Origin of the sequence: Streptomyces sp. TLI_55 (assembly GCF_900206255.1) — a bacterium.
Classification (GTDB): Bacteria; Actinomycetota; Actinomycetes; order Streptomycetales; family Streptomycetaceae; genus Streptomyces; species Streptomyces aquilus.
This window is the reverse complement of the sequence record NZ_OAOJ01000001.1, coordinates 5,836,976-5,852,930: the sequence shown is the minus strand read 5'-3', so window position 1 is coordinate 5,852,930 and position 15,955 is coordinate 5,836,976. Positions and strand designations below refer to the sequence as shown.

The 15,955-nt window shown below is 71.2% G+C and carries 18 protein-coding genes; 11 read left to right on the top strand and 7 right to left on the bottom strand.

Going from position 1 to position 15,955, the window contains the following annotated elements:
* Window positions 1–8: 8 nt before the first annotated feature.
* Together CRP56_RS27095 and CRP56_RS27090 are read right to left on the bottom strand one after the other, a co-directional pair.
* Window positions 9–1,631, bottom strand: a complete 1,623-nt coding sequence (locus tag CRP56_RS27095; RefSeq protein ID WP_097268230.1) for a hypothetical protein — start codon at window positions 1,629–1,631, stop codon at window positions 9–11.
* A gap of 67 nt (window positions 1,632–1,698) precedes the next feature.
* Window positions 1,699–2,349, bottom strand: coding sequence for a PH domain-containing protein (locus CRP56_RS27090; RefSeq protein ID WP_097268228.1), 651 nt, complete (start codon window positions 2,347–2,349; stop codon window positions 1,699–1,701).
* Between the two features lie 106 nt (window positions 2,350–2,455).
* On the opposite strand from CRP56_RS27090, the gene deoC reads away from it, so the two are divergent.
* Genes deoC through CRP56_RS27075 form a run of 3 tightly spaced genes read left to right on the top strand, consistent with a single transcriptional unit; the run spans window position 2,456 to window position 5,740 of the window.
* Window positions 2,456–3,421 carry a deoxyribose-phosphate aldolase gene (gene deoC / locus CRP56_RS27085; RefSeq protein WP_373559687.1) on the top strand — a complete coding sequence of 322 codons (966 nt, stop codon included), beginning with the start codon at window positions 2,456–2,458 and terminating at the stop codon, window positions 3,419–3,421.
* 5 nt (window positions 3,422–3,426) lie between these two features.
* Complete coding sequence (locus CRP56_RS27080; protein WP_059192702.1) at window positions 3,427–4,863, top strand: aldehyde dehydrogenase family protein; 1,437 nt, start codon at window positions 3,427–3,429, stop codon at window positions 4,861–4,863.
* Window positions 4,856–5,740: an aldehyde dehydrogenase family protein gene (locus CRP56_RS27075; RefSeq protein ID WP_097268224.1), complete on the top strand. Its 885-nt coding sequence runs from the start codon at window positions 4,856–4,858 to the stop codon at window positions 5,738–5,740. The genes CRP56_RS27080 and CRP56_RS27075 overlap by 8 nt, the downstream gene beginning before the upstream one ends.
* Window positions 5,741–5,819: 79 nt before the next feature.
* On the opposite strand, the gene CRP56_RS27070 is transcribed toward CRP56_RS27075, so the two are convergent.
* Entirely contained in the window at window positions 5,820–6,230 is a 411-nt protein-coding gene (locus CRP56_RS27070) for a hypothetical protein (RefSeq protein WP_097268222.1), read from the bottom strand.
* A gap of 60 nt (window positions 6,231–6,290) precedes the next feature.
* On the opposite strand from CRP56_RS27070, the gene CRP56_RS27065 reads away from it, so the two are divergent.
* Together CRP56_RS27065 and CRP56_RS27060 are read left to right on the top strand one after the other, a co-directional pair.
* Entirely contained in the window at window positions 6,291–6,998 is a 708-nt protein-coding gene (locus CRP56_RS27065) for a uridine kinase family protein (protein ID WP_097268220.1), read from the top strand.
* A 31-nt stretch (window positions 6,999–7,029) separates the two neighbouring features.
* Window positions 7,030–7,362, top strand: coding sequence for a DUF6281 family protein (locus CRP56_RS27060; protein ID WP_097268218.1), 333 nt, complete (start codon window positions 7,030–7,032; stop codon window positions 7,360–7,362).
* Window positions 7,363–7,541: 179 nt separating this feature from the next.
* On the opposite strand, the gene CRP56_RS27055 is transcribed toward CRP56_RS27060, so the two are convergent.
* On the bottom strand, window positions 7,542–8,285 hold the full coding sequence (locus tag CRP56_RS27055; RefSeq protein ID WP_059192707.1) for a SigE family RNA polymerase sigma factor: 744 nt from the start codon (window positions 8,283–8,285) through the stop codon (window positions 7,542–7,544).
* 244 nt (window positions 8,286–8,529) lie between these two features.
* On the opposite strand from CRP56_RS27055, the gene afsQ1 reads away from it, so the two are divergent.
* The 5 genes from afsQ1 (at window position 8,530) to CRP56_RS27030 (ending at window position 12,307) form a co-directional block, all read left to right on the top strand.
* On the top strand, window positions 8,530–9,207 hold the full coding sequence (gene afsQ1, locus CRP56_RS27050; protein ID WP_013001223.1) for a two-component system response regulator AfsQ1: 678 nt from the start codon (window positions 8,530–8,532) through the stop codon (window positions 9,205–9,207).
* Window positions 9,204–10,754, top strand: a complete 1,551-nt coding sequence (locus tag CRP56_RS27045; protein ID WP_097268216.1) for a sensor histidine kinase — start codon at window positions 9,204–9,206, stop codon at window positions 10,752–10,754. The genes afsQ1 and CRP56_RS27045 overlap by 4 nt, the downstream gene beginning before the upstream one ends.
* Window positions 10,751–11,353 carry a hypothetical protein gene (locus CRP56_RS27040; protein WP_097268214.1) on the top strand — a complete coding sequence of 201 codons (603 nt, stop codon included), beginning with the start codon at window positions 10,751–10,753 and terminating at the stop codon, window positions 11,351–11,353. Before CRP56_RS27045 ends, CRP56_RS27040 begins: the two co-directional genes overlap by 4 nt.
* A gap of 103 nt (window positions 11,354–11,456) precedes the next feature.
* Window positions 11,457–11,996 carry a VanZ family protein gene (locus CRP56_RS27035; protein WP_097268212.1) on the top strand — a complete coding sequence of 180 codons (540 nt, stop codon included), beginning with the start codon at window positions 11,457–11,459 and terminating at the stop codon, window positions 11,994–11,996.
* 101 nt (window positions 11,997–12,097) lie between these two features.
* On the top strand, window positions 12,098–12,307 hold the full coding sequence (locus tag CRP56_RS27030) for a PspC domain-containing protein (RefSeq protein ID WP_059193179.1): 210 nt from the start codon (window positions 12,098–12,100) through the stop codon (window positions 12,305–12,307).
* A gap of 76 nt (window positions 12,308–12,383) precedes the next feature.
* On the opposite strand, the gene CRP56_RS27025 is transcribed toward CRP56_RS27030, so the two are convergent.
* Entirely contained in the window at window positions 12,384–12,743 is a 360-nt protein-coding gene (locus CRP56_RS27025) for an ATP-binding protein (protein ID WP_097268210.1), read from the bottom strand.
* A 141-nt stretch (window positions 12,744–12,884) separates the two neighbouring features.
* Entirely contained in the window at window positions 12,885–14,048 is a 1,164-nt protein-coding gene (locus CRP56_RS27020; protein ID WP_097268207.1) for an adenosine deaminase, read from the bottom strand.
* Between the two features lie 113 nt (window positions 14,049–14,161).
* Here CRP56_RS27020 and CRP56_RS27015 point away from each other — a divergent pair, with 113 nt between their 5' ends.
* A complete protein-coding gene (locus tag CRP56_RS27015) occupies window positions 14,162–14,923 on the top strand; it encodes an alpha/beta hydrolase (protein ID WP_097268205.1) in 762 nt (253 codons plus the stop codon).
* A gap of 69 nt (window positions 14,924–14,992) precedes the next feature.
* On the opposite strand, the gene CRP56_RS27010 is transcribed toward CRP56_RS27015, so the two are convergent.
* The gene (locus tag CRP56_RS27010) at window positions 14,993–15,952 is read right to left on the bottom strand and encodes a LysR family transcriptional regulator (RefSeq protein WP_097268201.1); all 960 of its coding nucleotides are present in this window, start codon (window positions 15,950–15,952) and stop codon (window positions 14,993–14,995) included.
* Between the last annotated feature and the right edge of the window lie 3 nt (window positions 15,953–15,955).

The window sequence follows — 15,955 nt, the reverse complement described above, 5'->3', positions numbered from 1 at the left end:
ATCCCTGCTCAGGGGATGAAGTACAGGGTCGCCGTCCAGGCGAGGAGAAGGGCCAGCGTCACCGGCCAGAGGCGGCGGTCCCGCTCCCGCGCGTCGATCCCGCCCGTCGGCCGGACCTCCGGGTCCTTCCACATCGCGGTGATCTCCGCGGCGGCCCGCTCATACGGGTGGACGATGCCGAGCTTGCGCTCCAGCCAGCGCCAGCGCAGCGTGAACGCCGACCACTCCGCGAAGGTGGCACGGCGGCTGTCGATCTTCAGCTCGTTGCCCTTGCAGCGGACGATCCGGATGTGGTCCCACGCGATGTGCTGGGTGCGCCTGACCCCGTTGAACCACAGCCCGGAGCTGTCCGCGGTGATGCGCCAGCCGACCCAGTACGTCAGCAGCCAGGCCCCGCAGAGCGCGAGGACGGCGCCCAGGATCCACCGCCACACCCCGGTCTCGCTCCACGCCCACTGGCCGGCCCAGAGCACGACGGCCGTGGCACTGAGCCAGTCGGGCCACCCGGCCCGCCAGCGCCGTACGGCACCCGCCTTCGGCACCGGGTGTGCCACGACGGGGCGCCTCTCCTTGCGGAGGGCACGGCGTGCGGCGCCCTCGGACACGGGGCGTACGGGGCCGGTCGAGTACGCGACGAAGGGCGGCCCGTCCGGGTCCTCGTCGGCGGCGAGGAGCACGATCTCGGCGCCGTCGTAGGGAGTGCCGTAGAGGACGGCCTCCCGCAGCGGCCCGGGAGCGTCGTCGTCGAGCCGGTCGAGGAGGGCGCGCAGCTCCTCCTCGTCAGCCTCCTCGTCAGCCTCTTCGTCCTCGTCGCCCTCGTCGTCGTCCTCGTCGTCGAGCTCCTGCGTCGGCACGATGAACAGCGGCCGCAGCGCGCCCACGTCGTCGGCGGCGAAGACCTCCGTGTCGACGTCCGCGTTCTCGCGTACCAGCACCCGCAGCACCGGCACCGGCTCCCGGCGCAGCGCGACGGCCCGGCGGCGGCCCAGCACGGCGGAGAGCAGGACGGTCAGGCCCAGCCCAGCCAGGTAGAGGCCGCAGGTCCCGATCCCCTCGCGGTCGACGACGTCGTCCCAGAGCCCGGAGGTGGCGCTCGCCGCGGCCCCGGCCACCGTCACGACGGAACCGAACCAGGCGAGGCCCCTCCCGCGCGGCACCGGCCGCTCGGCGTACGGCACCGGCGCGGTGACGCCCCCGGCCGCCCCGAGAGCCGCCTCGCGCTGCCGCTTCCGGGCGGCGAGCCGCATCTCGGCGGCCCGCGCGCAGAGCCCGGCGAGGGCGGCACAGGCCAGTACGAGCGGCCAGGAGGGTGCCGGCGCCGCCGCGATGAGGACCGCGGCCGGCGCGGCGAAGCGCACGGCCTCGGGCCGGGCCACCAGCAGGACCGGCTGGAGCCCGAAGAGCGCCGCGACCAGGTACGGCACGTCCTCCAGGACGGCGACCGGCAGCAGCGCGGCCCCCATCCCCAGCACCACCACCGCCATCACGGTGTCGGTCTTGCCCGGCACCGGAACCCAGCGCGGGGGCAGCGCGTCGGTCCAGCGCCGGGCCTGCTCCCCGTCCCAGGACGGACAGCCGTCCGGTATCGCGGACGCGGGCAGCGGCGAGGGCCGCGCGGGATTCGTACTCATCGTCTTCCAGACACTCGGGCCACGCCGGTGGTTGCGGTCCCTGAGGCCCGGCGGTGAAGGGCGTGGATCAGCCGGTCGCGATCAGGATCGCCAGCAGGACCGCGCCCGCCACGATCGGGCCCAGCACCTCGTACGACCAGCGCACCGACACCTCGCCCTGCGCGCTCTCCGCCTTCTCCCGCGCCTCCCACAGCTCGCGCAGCTCGTCCATGACCTTGTCGGTCTCGGCGCGCAGCGGACCGTCGGCGGCGTCGGCGGCGGCAGCGGTGGAGCCGACGCCCGGGAAGCCGAGGCCGCCCAGCCCCCGGGTCCGTCCGGCGCCGCGCCCGCCGGCCTCGGCCCGCGCGGTCCGCCGCGCCGCCTTCTTGCGGGCGCGCAGGGACACCGGGACGGCCCAGAGCTGGTACTTGGTGCCGGAGGCGGCGACGACCTCGTTGGAGTAGCTGGAGCGGAACGCGGCGACCTGGCTCCAGGGCAGCACGATCACCCGGAACGGGTTGCGCACGCGCAGCCGGTCCTGACCGGCGAAGACGGCCGGGCGCAGGGTGAAGGCGACGACCAGCGGGATCACCAGGATCATCGCGGCGAGCGCCAGCCAGGGGACCCGGCCCGAGCCCTGGACCAGGGCGTCGATGCCGAGCCAGGCCGTGATGGCGAGCAGCAGCACGCCTGCGGCGATGGCCGCGGGTGAGCGGTAGATCCGGTCCTTGGTCGTCATGGGGCCGATTCTGCCCGACGGTCCGGCGGCGCTCGTACGCGGTGGCCTCCGACGGGATGAGCATCCGGGGGTGTACAGCCGCTACGCGCGTAGATATGCTCGTGTGGTGACCATGCCCACCACTGCATCTCCCGCACACGCTCTTACGGACGTGACCGCGTCCGACAGCACGCTGCGTCGCTTCCTCCACGGGCTGCCCGGCGTCGACGCGGTCGGCCTGGAGGCGCGCGCCGCCTCCCTCGGCACCCGTTCCATCAAGACCACCGCGAAGGCGTACGCCATCGACCTCGCCATCTCGATGGTCGACCTGACGACGCTGGAAGGCGCGGACACCCCGGGCAAGGTCCGGGCGCTCGGCGCCAAGGCGGTCCACCCCGACCCGACCGACCGGACGACTCCCGCGACCGCGGCCGTCTGCGTCTATCCCGACATGGTGGCCGCGGCCAAGGAGGCCGTCGCGGGCTCGACCGTGAAGGTCGCCTCGGTCGCCACCGCCTTCCCGGCGGGCCGCGCCGCCCTCTCCGTGAAGCTGGCCGACGTGCGCGACGCCGTCGCGGCCGGTGCGGACGAGATCGACATGGTCATCGACCGCGGGGCGTTCCTCGCGGGCGACTACCTGAAGGTGTACGACGAGATCGTCGCCGTGAAGGAGGCCTGCGGGACGTCGTCCCGGCTGAAGGTCATCTTCGAGACCGGCGAGCTGTCGACGTACGACAACATCCGGCGGGCCAGCTGGCTCGGCATGCTGGCGGGCGCGGACTTCATCAAGACGTCCACCGGCAAGGTCGCCGTCAACGCCACCCCCGCCAACACCCTGTTGATGCTGGAGGCCGTGCGGGACTTCCGTGCCGCCACCGGCGTCCAGATCGGCGTGAAGCCGGCCGGCGGCATCAGGACGACGAAGGACGCGATCAAGTTCCTGGTCCTGGTCAACGAGACGGTGGGCGAGGACTGGCTGGACAACCACTGGTTCCGCTTCGGCGCCTCCTCGCTCCTGAACGACCTGCTGATGCAGCGTCAGAAGCTGGCCACCGGCCGCTACTCCGGCCCCGACTACGTGACGGTGGACTGATCCACATGGCATCTGCATTCGAGTACGCCCCGGCGCCCGAGTCCCGCTCCGTCGTCGACATCGCGCCCTCCTACGGCCTGTTCATCGACGGCGAGTTCACCGAAGCCGCCGACGGCAAGGTCTTCAAGACGGTCTCGCCGTCCACCGAGGAGGTGCTGTCCGAGATCGCCCAGGCGGGCGAGGCGGACGTCGACCGCGCGGTGGCGGCCGCCCGCAAGGCCTTCGAGAAGTGGTCGGCGCTGCCCGGCTCCGAGCGCGCCAAGTACCTGTTCCGCATCGCCCGGATCATCCAGGAGCGCAGCCGCGAACTGGCCGTCCTGGAGACCCTGGACAACGGCAAGCCCATCAAGGAGACCCGCGACGCCGACCTCCCCCTGGTCGCCGCGCACTTCTTCTACTACGCGGGCTGGGCCGACAAGCTCGACCACGCCGGCTTCGGCGCGAACCCGCGTCCGCTGGGCGTGGCGGGCCAGGTCATCCCGTGGAACTTCCCCCTCCTCATGCTGGCGTGGAAGATCGCCCCGGCACTGGCGACGGGCAACACGGTCGTCCTCAAGCCCGCCGAGACCACCCCCCTGTCGGCCCTGTTCTTCGCGGACATCTGCCGCCAGGCCGGTCTCCCCAAGGGCGTCGTCAACATCCTTCCGGGATACGGCGACACGGGCGCCGCGCTGGTGGCCCACCCGGACGTCAACAAGGTCGCCTTCACCGGCTCCACGGCCGTCGGCAAGCAGATCGCCCGCACGGTCGCGGGCACGTCGAAGAAGCTGACCCTCGAACTGGGCGGCAAGGGCGCCAACATCGTCTTCGACGACGCCCCGATCGACCAGGCCGTCGAGGGCATCGTCAGCGGCATCTTCTTCAACCAGGGCCAGGTGTGCTGCGCGGGCAGCCGCCTCCTCGTCCAGGAGTCGATCCAGGACGAGCTGCTGGACTCCCTCAAGCGCCGCCTGTCCACCCTGCGCCTCGGCGACCCGCTGGACAAGAACACGGACATCGGCGCGATCAACTCCGAGGAGCAGCTCGCCCGGATCACCTCCCTCGTCGAGCAGGGCGAGGCGGAGGGCGCCGAGCGCTGGTCGCCGGCGTGTGAACTTCCCTCCTCCGGCTACTGGTTCGCCCCGACGCTCTTCACGAACGTCACCCAGGCGCACACCATCGCGCGGGACGAGATCTTCGGCCCGGTGCTGTCCGTGCTGACCTTCCGTACGCCGGACGAGGCCGTCGCCAAGGCCAACAACAGCCAGTACGGCCTGTCGGCGGGCATCTGGACGGAGAAGGGCTCGCGGATCCTCGCCGTGGCCAACAAGCTCCGCGCGGGCGTCATCTGGTCCAACACGTTCAACAAGTTCGACCCGACCTCGCCGTTCGGCGGTTACAAGGAGTCGGGCTTCGGCCGCGAGGGCGGCCGCCACGGCCTGGAGGCGTACCTCGATGTCTGAGCGACTTTCTGTCTTCAAGACCTACAAGCTGTACGTCGGCGGGAAGTTCCCGCGTTCCGAGAGCGGCCGGGTGTACGAGGTGACGGACTCGAAGGGCAACTGGCTGGCGAACGCACCGCTTTCGTCCCGCAAGGACGCCCGTGACGCGGTCGTCGCCGCCCGCAAGGCCTTCGGCGGCTGGGCGGGGGCCACGGCCTACAACCGCGGCCAGATCCTCTACCGCGTCGCGGAGATGCTGGAAGGCCGCAAGGCGCAGTTCGTGCGCGAAGTGGCCGACGCGGAGGGCCTGTCCAAGTCCAAGGCGGCCGACCAGGTCGACGCGGCGATCGACCGCTGGGTCTGGTACGCGGGCTGGACCGACAAGATCGCCCAGGTGATCGGCGGCGCGAACCCGGTGGCGGGCCCGTACTTCAACCTGTCGTCGCCCGAACCGACGGGTGTCGTCGTGGTCCTGGCCCCGCAGGAGTCGTCGTTCCTCGGTCTGGTCTCGGTCGTCGCCCCGGTCATCGCGACCGGCAACACGGCGATCGTCATCGCGTCCGAGAAGTCCCCGCTCCCCGCCCTGTCCCTGGGCGAGGTGCTGGCCACCTCGGACCTCCCCGGCGGTGTCGTCAACGTCCTGTCCGGCCGTACGGCGGAGATCGCGACGCCGCTCGCCGCGCACCAGGACGTCAACGCGATCGATCTCGCCGGCGCCGACGACGTACTGGCGAAGGAGCTGGAGATCGCCGCGGCGGACAACCTGAAGCGCGTCCTGCGTCCACAGCCTGTGGATTACGCGGCCGTTCCCGGGATCGACCGCATGACGGCGTTCCTGGAGACGAAGACGGTCTGGCACCCGACGGGTTCGCTGGGCGCGTCCGGCTCGTCGTACTGACGCGGGCCGCAGAGACCGGAGAGCCGCGCCTCCCCTCCGTCCGGGGGAGACGCGGCTCTCCGCTGCGCCCAGGGTGGTCTCAGCCGTTGCCGAGCAGGCCCGTGACCTGTCCGACCACCGGCATGCTCCCGATGGACTGGGCCTGCGCCACGGGCGCCGTGAGCATCTGCGTGGCGACCGGCTGGAAGTCGGCCACCTGGGTGCCGAGGCCGTTGTCGAGCGGGTCGACGCCCGTGCCCGCGAGGGGGTTGGGCTTGAGGCCGGCGACCGGGCCGGTGACGTAGCCGAGCGTGCCGGCGATGCCCTGGAGGCCGGCCTGCGGGTCGATCTGGCCCAGGGAGGTGGGGCGGGTGCGGACCAGCTCGTCGACGACCGGCTGGGTGTCCGCGGCGGCCGAGGCGGCGCCTGCGCCCAGGGCCACGCCCGCGGTCGCGAGGGCGGCCAGCGCGCGCTGGGCGGTGGGGGTGGAGGAGGACGCTTGTCGGGCCATTTCTGCTGCCACCTTCGACTTGCACAGGGTAATCAGGTCGACACGAAGGGTAGTTGACGTGTGACGCGCGCTTCAAAGCCGACCCGCGGGGTCGTTGAACAGCAGGTGAATGCCTCACACTGGTGTCCCGTGAGTTCCCCTTCGTCCATACCGACGCGCGTCGTGCTGCTCTGCGGCCCCTCCGGCTCCGGCAAGTCCCTTCTCGCGGCCCGCTCCGGCCTCCCGGTGCTGCGCCTCGACGACTTCTACAAGGAAGGCGACGACCCGACGCTGCCGCTGGTGGCGGGGAGTTCCGACATCGACTGGGACCACCCCGACTCGTGGGACGCGGACGCGGCGGTCGCCGCGCTCACCGAGCTGTGCCGCACGGGCCGTACGGACGTCCCGCAGTACGACATCTCGCTCAGCGCCATCACCGGCAAGGAGACCGTCGACATCGGGCGCACCCCGCTGTTCATCGCGGAGGGCATCTTCGCCGCCGAGATCGTCACGCGCTGCCGGGAGACCGGCGTCCTCGCCGACGCGCTGTGTCTGAGCCGCGGTCCCGTGCAGACGTTCCGCCGGCGCTTCCTGCGCGACCTCAAGGAGGGCCGCAAGTCGGTGCCGTTCCTGCTGCGCCGCGGCTGGCGGCTGATGCGCCTGGAGCGCACGATCATCGCCCGCCAGACGGCACTGGGCGCCCACGCCTGCGACAAGGACGAGGCGCTGGGCCGGCTGGCGGCGGCAGCGGCGGGACGCCGTCCGGCGGCTTCGGCGCAGGCGGGCTGAACGTCTTCGGCGCCTCCGCCGTCGTAGGACCATGACGACGATCAGATGGGGAGCGCTGCTGGTGACGGCCGCGGTGCTGGCCCTGGCCGGATGCACGGAGTCGGACGGCGGCGCGGCCTCCTGTGCGGGGCTCGTGACCTACGACAGCCGTGGCTATCTGCCCACCGAGAAGTCCGCCTTCACGGTCGGGGAGCGGCTGGGCACCGCCACGATCGAGGAGTGCGACGACACCCCGAACGACTCGGGGGACGGCATCCCCGAGAGCACGACCGGCGCCTACCGCATCGAGGGAATCGATCCCGCCCAGGGCATCGCGGTCGGGGACAGTCCCACCGACGCGGCTCCCATGGCGGTCCACCGCTGACCGCGCACACACAAAAACGGGGCTGGACGGACCCCCCGGCCCTCCAGCCCCGCTTCCCCCGTGTTCCCCCGTGGCGGTTCCCCCGTGAACCCCCCGGTTACCGCTCCCCCGTACTACCGCACCACCGTTACCGCTCCCCCGTGATGGTGCATCCCCCGTGGTGGTGCTCCCCCCAACCCTCAGGCGACAAGCTCCCCGAAGGCGTTCTCCTCGTCACGGCCGTGGCTGAGGACCTCGTCCTCGCGCAGCCGGCGGAGCGACCGCCAGATGCTCGACTTGACCGTGCCGACACTGATGTCGAGGATCTCCGCGATCTCCGGGTCGGTGCGGCCCTCGTAGTAACGCAGGACCAGCATCGTCCGCTGGAGTTCGGGCAGCCGGGCCAGCGCCTGCCACAGGACCGCGCGCAGTTCGGTGCCGCGCATCGCGTCCGTGTCGCCGGGCGTCTCCGGCAGCTCCTCGGTCGGGTACTCGTTCAGCTTGCGGCGGCGCCACGCGCTGATGTGCAGGTTCGTCATGGTGCGGCGGAGGTAGCCCCCGACCGCGGCCTTGTCACTGATCCGGTCCCAGGCCTTGTACGTCGAGAACAGCGCGCTCTGCAGCAGGTCCTCGGCCTCGAAGCGGTCCCCGGTGAGGTGGTAGGCGGTTGCGTACAGGGAGGCGCGGCGCTCCTGGACGTAGGCGGTGAACTCCGCCTCCGACAGCGACCGACGCTCCCCCGAGCCCTCCCCGTACGCCGCACCCCCGTGCGATTCCCCCGTGAAACCGTCAACCACCGTCATGTACGCGGTGTGCTGACGCCCGGTGCCGCGAGCGCACCCCCGCCCGCTCACGGCACCGGACTTCTCGGAACCCCGGCCCCCGTTCACATCGTGCAGGCGCGTGATCACTGCGCTGGTGCTGTTGCTGTGCAGCGTGTTCATCTCGCGCCCCCCGTCGTGGACTTCCGGTGTTCGGCTTGCTCAGGCGGTGGAGTTCGTTGCCGCTTCCTTGCCTGTGCCGAAAAGCTTGCCCTCGCACCTTCATGGCCGTGTCCGCCGACTGTCACAGACCTGTCACAGGGGCTTGTCCCAGGAATCGCACAGGCCGATCACGGAGTGCAGCGGTATGTGCACGTACCCGTACAGGTGTCGAAACCCCACCCCACCATGGGCCAGAATGAGCCCCGTGCCTTCCCTGTTGCTGATCGAGGACGACGACGCCATCCGTACGGCCCTGGAGCTGTCTCTGACGCGCCAGGGTCACCGGGTTGCCACCGCTGCCACCGGTGAGGACGGCCTGAAGCTGCTGCGTGAGCAGCGGCCGGACCTGATCGTGCTGGATGTCATGCTGCCCGGCATCGACGGGTTCGAGGTGTGCCGGCGCATCCGGCGCACGGACCAGTTGCCGATCATTCTGCTGACCGCGCGCAGTGACGACATCGATGTGGTGGTCGGCCTGGAGTCCGGTGCCGACGACTACGTCGTCAAACCCGTGCAGGGGCGGGTGCTCGACGCCCGTATCCGTGCCGTGCTGCGGCGCGGCGAGCGGGAGGCGAACGACGCGGCGACCTTCGGCAGTCTGGTCATCGACCGGGCCGCCATGACCGTCACCAAGAACGGCGAGGACCTGCAGCTGACGCCTACGGAACTGCGGCTCCTCCTGGAGCTGAGCCGGCGGCCCGGGCAGGCGCTGTCCCGGCAGCAACTCCTGCGCCTGGTCTGGGAACACGACTACCTCGGTGACTCGCGGCTCGTCGACGCCTGTGTGCAGCGGCTGCGCGCCAAGGTCGAGGACGTGCCGTCCTCCCCGACGCTGATCCGTACGGTCCGTGGTGTCGGCTACCGGCTGGACACGCCTCAGTGACCCAAGCGCAAGGGGGGGTCCGCGGCTGGGCCGCGGACCGCAAGGGACATCTGTCGCGGCTGCGTTTCACCAGTCTGCGGCTGCGGCTCGTCGTCGTCTTCGCTCTCGTCGCGCTGACCGCCGCCGTGTCGGCGTCCGGGATCGCGTACTGGCTGAATCGCGAGGCCGTGCTCACCCGCACCCAGGACGCGGTGCTGCGGGACTTCCAGCAGGAGATGCAGAACCGCGCGGGCCTGCTGCGCGCCCACCCCGAACAGTACGAACTCCAGCGCACCGCCCGGGAGATGGCGACCAGCAGCCAGCGCTTCAGCGTGCTGCTCGTCGCACAGGACTCCGGCGGCACCGACATCTCCGCCAACTCCGGTGCCCTGAACGGCTTCTCGCTCCAGGACGTGCCCAAGTCGCTGCGCACGGCGGTGAACGAGGAACAGAAGGTCGACTCCCACAACAAGTACGCGTACCACCTGTACTGGCAGCGCGTGGTGGAGGACGGCACCCCGTATCTGGTGGCCGGTACGAAGGTCATCAACGGCGGCACCACCGGGTACATGCTCAAGTCCCTGGAGCCGGAGGCGAAGGACCTCAACTCGCTTGCCTGGTCGCTGGGTATCGCCACCGGTCTCGCGCTGATCGGCTCGGCGCTGCTCGCGCAGGCCGCCGCGACGACCGTACTGAAGCCGGTGCACCGGCTCGGGGTCGCCGCGCGCCGCCTCGGCGAGGGCAAGCTGGACACCCGGCTCAGGGTGTCCGGGACCGATGAACTCGCCGATCTGTCACGGACGTTCAACGACGCGGCCGAGGCGCTGGAGAAACGGGTCGACGACATGGCCGCGCGGGACGACGCGTCCCGGCGGTTCGTGGCGGACATGAGCCATGAGCTGCGGACTCCGCTCACCGCGATCACCGCCGTGACGGAGATCCTGGAGGAGGAGCTGGAGGCGGAGTCGGGTTCGATGGACCCGATGATCGAGCCCGCGGTGCGGCTGGTCGTCAGCGAGACACGGCGCCTCAACGACCTGGTCGAGAACCTCATGGAGGTCACCCGCTTCGACGCGGGCACCGCCCGCCTGGTCCTCGACGACGTCGACGTGGCCGACCAGATCACCGCCTGCATCGACGCGCGGGCCTGGCTGGACGCGGTCGACCTGGACGCCGAGCGCGGTATCCACGTGCGTCTCGACCCGCGCCGGCTCGACGTCATCCTCGCCAACCTCATCGGCAACGCGCTCAAGCACGGCGGCTCGCCGGTGAAGGTGTCGGTGCGGATGGCGGACCACGAGGTCGTCATCGAGGTGCGCGACCACGGGCCCGGCATCCCCGAGGACGTCCTGCCGCACGTCTTCGACCGCTTCTACAAGGCGAGCGCCTCCCGCCCCCGCTCCGAGGGCAGCGGGCTCGGCCTCTCCATCGCCCTGGAGAACGCCCACATCCACGGCGGCGAGATCACCGCCGCCAACTCCCCCGAGGGCGGCGCGGTGTTCACTCTCCGGCTGCCCAGGGACGCGTCGGAACTGGCGCAGGAGGGCGAGGAGAAGAAGAGCTCATGAGCGTACGACGCCTTCTCGTGCTGCCGGTGCTGGCCGCGGTGCTCACCGGATGCGGCATCCGGGCCACCGAGGTGCCGACCGACTTCGGTCCCGCGCCCTCCCGGGTGGCCTGCTCCGCCTCCTCTCCGGACATCTCGACGCAGTCCTCGCGCGGGCTGCCGGTGCAGGTGTTCCTGCTGTGCGGTGCGTCGCTGGTGGCCGTCGACCGCTCGGTGAGCGTCGAGGACGGTACGACGGACTCGCGGCGTCGGGTCCAGGTCGCGCAGGAACTGCTCAACCAGCTCGCGGCGCCCCCCTCGTCCGGCGAGCAGGAGGCCGGGTACGCCACCACGGTCCGCGACGGCATGACGGTGAGCGGGCCGCGCCCCGGTGACCCCGACGACACCCTGAGGCTCAGCTTCCCGCCGGACGCCCTCACCGACTCCGCGCTCGCCCAGATCGTGTGCACGTTCTCCGACTCGGCGGCGGCCGAGGGCGACGGCTCGGTCATCCTCGGCGGCCCGGACAAGGCCCCGCTGCGCAGCTACGAGTGCACGGACGACGTCCGCGCCGCCCCGAACACCGAGAAGGCGCCGTCCTCGGAGGTCACGGGCGGCTGACGGGCCCGGCCGGGCGGTCGGCGTACCCCTGTGGCGCACGCCTCACCCAGGCGCATCGGGGTATTCCGGAACCGATCGCGCCGGGCCCGGCGTCTAGGGGGGCGTGCAGCGTGAAGGCTTCATCGGCGGCAACGCCGCGATCCGTGTCCGTGCGGCGGGGGGTGTCCTCCTCGTCGCACACCTCGCGTTCGTCGCCTGGTTCACGCTGCGTCCCCTGGACGTGCCCTGGGTGATGCCGCCGAATCTGACGCCGTTCGCCGGCATCCGGGCCGATCTGGCCCTGGGATGGCCCGAGGCGGCCCGGCGGATCGCCGAGGGCCTGGCCCTGCTGGCCCCGCTCGGCGTCCTGCTCCCGACGGCCCACGGCAGGCTGTGGACCTCGACCCTGGGGTCCCTGATCCGTACGGCCCTCGCGGGCGCTCTGGTCTCCCTCGGCATCCTGCTGCTCCAGACCGGCGTGCCCGGCCGGGTCCCGGACGTGGACTCCCTGCTTCTGAACACGGCCGGCGTGGTCCTCGCCCATGTCGCCGTCGTGCCCGTGTCCCGCTCCTGGCTGCGCCGCCACGCGCGGACGGCCGTTCCCCAGGAGGAAGCGGCTCAGGGTCGAACCCCGACGTTTCCCAGGGTCGGGATCGCACCGTAGAGCGACGCTTTGCCCCCTTCGTCTCCGTAGCGTAGAGGACAGATGAGGCGACCGGACAAGCCGGTGAAGAAGCCTCCGCGACGCTCACGAAGGAGCAGATGATGAACCGCCTTGCCCGCCCCACCCACGGCCGGATGATCGGCGGAGTGTGCGCCGCGCTGGCTCGGCGCTTCGGCACCTCCGCGACCACGATGCGGGTGATCTTCCTGCTCTCGTGCCTCCTGCCCGGCCCGCAGTTCCTGCTCTACATCGCCCTGTGGATCCTGTTCCCGTCCGAGGGCAAGGCCGACCGGACGCAGGCCGCCTGGTAACTCCCGCTCGCAGACACGCCGATGGGGCGCACCCGGATCAACGGGTGCGCCCCATCGGGGCGTTCGAGGGCGCCGCTCAGCCCAGCGGGAGCCCGTTGACCGGCAGGCCGTGCGTGGGCAGACCGGTCTGGCCCACCGGCAGACCACCGAGGAGGCCGGCGACCGGGGCGGTCGGGCCGTCGGCGAGCACCTTCTGGGCGGCAGGCTGCACGGCGGACAGGCCCGCGGCGACCGCCGGCTGCGCCTGCGACAGGGCCTCACCGGCACCCGGGAGCGCCTGGGAGACGGTCTCCGCCGGGAGCGTCTTGGTGACGGTGTCCAGCGCCTGGGAGGCGTCCGGAACGGCCGGGGCGGCGTTCGCGGCGCCCGCGCCGACGGCGGCGAAGGCGGCACCGAGGGCGGCGACACCGAGGGTCTTGGCAGCAGACTGCTTCATGAAATTGCGTCCTCGACATGAGATGGCGATGGGTGTGAGCGGTCCACGACCGTAAACATGCCAGGCCACCCGCCGCAAACATCGAAATGCGGACGGTTGGTGAATGCCCGTCCGCATTTCGGTCCGCGCTTTATCGCTCGCTCAGCCCTCATCCCCCACAGAACCGCTGGTGGAAGCGGTCTGCTGGAACAGCCATTCGGACTTCAGCTCGGCATATCCGGGCTTGACGACGTCATTGATCATCGCCAGTCGTTCATCGAAAGGAATGAACGCTGATTTCATCGCATTGACGGAGAACCACTGCATGTCGTCGAGCGTGTAGCCGAATGCTCCGACCAGATGCTCGAATTCCCGGCTCATGCTGGTGCCGGACATCAGCCGGTTGTCGGTGTTCACCGTGGCCCGGAAGTGCAGCCGCCGCAGCAGCCCGATCGGGTGCTCGGCGTAGGAGGCGGCGGCCCCGGTCTGGAGGTTGGAGCTGGGGCACAGCTCCAGCGGGATGCGCTTGTCGCGGACGTACGAGGCGAGCCGGCCGAGCTTGACGCTCCCGTCGCCCTGCACCTCGATGTCGTCGATGATCCGCACCCCGTGCCCGAGCCGGTCGGCGCCGCACCACTGGAGCGCCTGCCAGATCGACGGCAGCCCGAAGGCCTCCCCGGCGTGGATGGTGAAGTGGTTGTTCTCCCGCTTGAGGTACTCGAAGGCGTCGAGGTGCCGGGTGGGCGGGAAGCCCGCCTCGGCACCGGCGATGTCGAAGCCGACGACGCCCAGGTCGCGGTAGCGGTTGGCGAGTTCGGCGATCTCCAGGGCGCGGGCGGCATGCCGCATGGCGGTGAGGAGGGCGCCGACGCGGATGCGGTACCCGTCCTCGCGGGCCCGGCGCTCGCCTTCCCGGAAGCCCTCGTTGACGGCCTCGACGACCTCTTCGAGGGTCAGCCCCTTCTCCAGGTGCTGTTCGGGCGCGTACCGCACCTCGGCGTAGACGACCCCGTCCGCGGCGAGGTCCTCGGCGCACTCGGCGGCCACCCGCACCAGCGCGTCCCGGGTCTGCATCACGCCGACCGTGTGCGAGAAGGTCTCCAAGTACCGTTCCAGCGAACCGGAGTCGGCGGCCTCGCGGAACCAGATGCCGAGCTTGTCGGCGTCGTGCTCGGGGAGTTGGGTGTACCCGGTCTCCCGGGCGAGCTCGACGATCGTGCCGGGACGCAGCCCGCCGTCGAGGTGATCGTGCAGCAGAACCTTGGGTGCCCGGCGGATCTGGTCCGAGCTCGGGGTGTTCCCCATCCGGTCAGTCTGGCTCGTCATTTCCGCACTCTAACTCCTACGCGCGTAGATCGCGCGATGTACAACACCGCCGATATGTAACGGTGACCGCCCCGACGGGTGGCGTACACCGTTGCTTCTGACACTGTTCTGTCATGGCACAGCAATCGACGCCGGTTCGCACGGCCCGGCTGGGGCGGGCACCGGGCCCGGAACCGACGGCGGTGAGCGGCGTGGTGCTGCTGCTCCCCGGCGGCGAGGAGGTCTCCGAACGCCGGCCGTCGCCCATGATGGCCAACGCCGCCGTCCGCGCCCTCGGCCGCCGACTGGCCCGCGCGGGCCGCGAGGACGGGCTGGCCGCACACGTCGTCCACTATCGCTATCGCGGCTGGAACGGCTCGGAGGCCCATCTCGCGCGTGACGCCGCGTGGGCCGCGGACGAGGTCGTACGACGCTACGGCGACGTCTCCGTGTGCCTCGCCGGAGTCGGGATGGGCGGACGGGCGGCGCTCCACGCGGGCGGACACGAGGCCGTCAACTCCGTGGTGGCGCTGTCTCCTTGGCTGCCGGAGGAGGATGTGGCGGCGCCCCCCGAACCGGTGAAGCAGCTCGCGGGGCGGCGGGTGCTGGTCGTGCACGGCACGCATGACGAACGGACCGACCCGGAGCTGTCGTTCCGCCTCGCGGCGCGGGCGAAGAAGGCGAACCGGGATGTGTGCCGGTTCGAAGTGCACGCCGATGGGCACGGGTTGCGGCAGTACCGGGAGGAAGTGCTGGCGTTGGCCGAGGACTTCGTGATGGGGGCGTTGTTCGGGAGGCCGTTGTCGCGGCCGGTGGAGGATGCGCTGGCTGCTCCGCCGCCGTTGGGGTTGCGGATGCCGTTGGCTTCTGGGTTTGGGCGGAGTTTGCGGCGGTAGAGCTCGGGAGGCTGGGTTGTCTTCGGGGTGCGGGTTGTTCGTGGTTGATCGCGCAGTTCCCCGCGCCCCTTAGGTGAGCAAACTTCCCCTCTTTGACAACAAGAACTTCTTGAAGGCGGCCACTGGGGGCGTGTCCGGGTGGCCGTCGAGCCATGCCACGCCGATTTCCCTCGCCGCTCTCGGAGCCGTGACCGTCAGTTCGGCAACTCCTGGGCGGGCCACCGCCGGAGGCGGGAGCAGGGCCACCCCCAGCCCCGCCGCCACCAAGCCCCTCAGCGTCTCCGCCTCCTCCCCCTCGAAGGCCACTCTCGGGCGGAAGCCCGCCTCCTTGCAGAGGTCGTCCGTGATGCGGCGGAGGCCGTAGCCGGGTTCCAGGGTGACGAAGGTTTCGTCGGCGGCCTCGGCCAGGCGGACCCGCTTGCGCGAGGCCAGGGGGTGGTCGGCGGGGACGACCAGGCGGAGTTTCTGTTCGTCGAGGCGGCGGGCGACGAGGTCCGGGGCGTCGGGTACGGGCGAGGTCAGGCACAGGTCCAGCTCACCCGCGCGCAGGCGTTCGATCATCGCCTCGCCGTAGTTCTGGACGAGGCTGAAGCGGACGCGGGGGTGGTCGGCGCGGAAGGCGCGGATCAGACCGGGGACGGTCTCGGAGCCCATGGTGTGGAGGAAGCCGAAGGCGACCTTGCCGGTGGCCGGGTCGGCGTCGGCGCGTACCTCCTCGGCGGCGCGTTCGATCTCGGCGAGGGCGCGTTCGACGTGCGTGAGGAAGGCGCGGCCGGACGGGGTGAGGGAGACCGTGCGGCCGATGCGGGCGAACAGGTCGACGCCCAGGTCCTGTTCGAGGCGGACCATGGCGCGGGAGAGCGTGGACTGGGGGACGTTCATCTCCAGGGCGGCCCGGGTGACGTGTTCGGTACGGGCGACGCCGGCGAAGTAGGCGAGCCGCGGGGCCAGCAGCATCGACATCTCCGACGTGTCTTCTGTGTCACTGGACGGTGACAGACGGGGCTGTGAGCTGGGTTGATGCACCATGGG

Bases quoted from the DNA above. Each gene is read 5' to 3' on its own strand.
- CRP56_RS27075 (WP_097268224.1), top strand. From the start codon at position 4,856: ATGTCTGAGCGACTTTCTGTCTTCAAGACCTACAAGCTGTACGTCGGC.
- CRP56_RS27025 (WP_097268210.1), bottom strand. From the start codon at position 12,743: ATGAAGCAGTCTGCTGCCAAGACCCTCGGTGTCGCCGCCCTCGGTGCC.
- CRP56_RS27020 (WP_097268207.1), bottom strand. From the start codon at position 14,048: ATGACGAGCCAGACTGACCGGATGGGGAACACCCCGAGCTCGGACCAG.
- CRP56_RS27015 (WP_097268205.1), top strand. From the start codon at position 14,162: ATGGCACAGCAATCGACGCCGGTTCGCACGGCCCGGCTGGGGCGGGCA.
- CRP56_RS27080 (WP_059192702.1), top strand. From the start codon at position 3,427: ATGGCATCTGCATTCGAGTACGCCCCGGCGCCCGAGTCCCGCTCCGTC.
- CRP56_RS27070 (WP_097268222.1), bottom strand. From the start codon at position 6,230: ATGGCCCGACAAGCGTCCTCCTCCACCCCCACCGCCCAGCGCGCGCTG.
- CRP56_RS27010 (WP_097268201.1), bottom strand. From the start codon at position 15,952: ATGGTGCATCAACCCAGCTCACAGCCCCGTCTGTCACCGTCCAGTGAC.
- CRP56_RS27095 (WP_097268230.1), bottom strand. From the start codon at position 1,631: ATGAGTACGAATCCCGCGCGGCCCTCGCCGCTGCCCGCGTCCGCGATA.
- CRP56_RS27060 (WP_097268218.1), top strand. From the start codon at position 7,030: ATGACGACGATCAGATGGGGAGCGCTGCTGGTGACGGCCGCGGTGCTG.
- CRP56_RS27030 (WP_059193179.1), top strand. From the start codon at position 12,098: ATGAACCGCCTTGCCCGCCCCACCCACGGCCGGATGATCGGCGGAGTG.
- CRP56_RS27055 (WP_059192707.1), bottom strand. From the start codon at position 8,285: ATGAACACGCTGCACAGCAACAGCACCAGCGCAGTGATCACGCGCCTG.
- CRP56_RS27040 (WP_097268214.1), top strand. From the start codon at position 10,751: ATGAGCGTACGACGCCTTCTCGTGCTGCCGGTGCTGGCCGCGGTGCTC.
- CRP56_RS27090 (WP_097268228.1), bottom strand. From the start codon at position 2,349: ATGACGACCAAGGACCGGATCTACCGCTCACCCGCGGCCATCGCCGCA.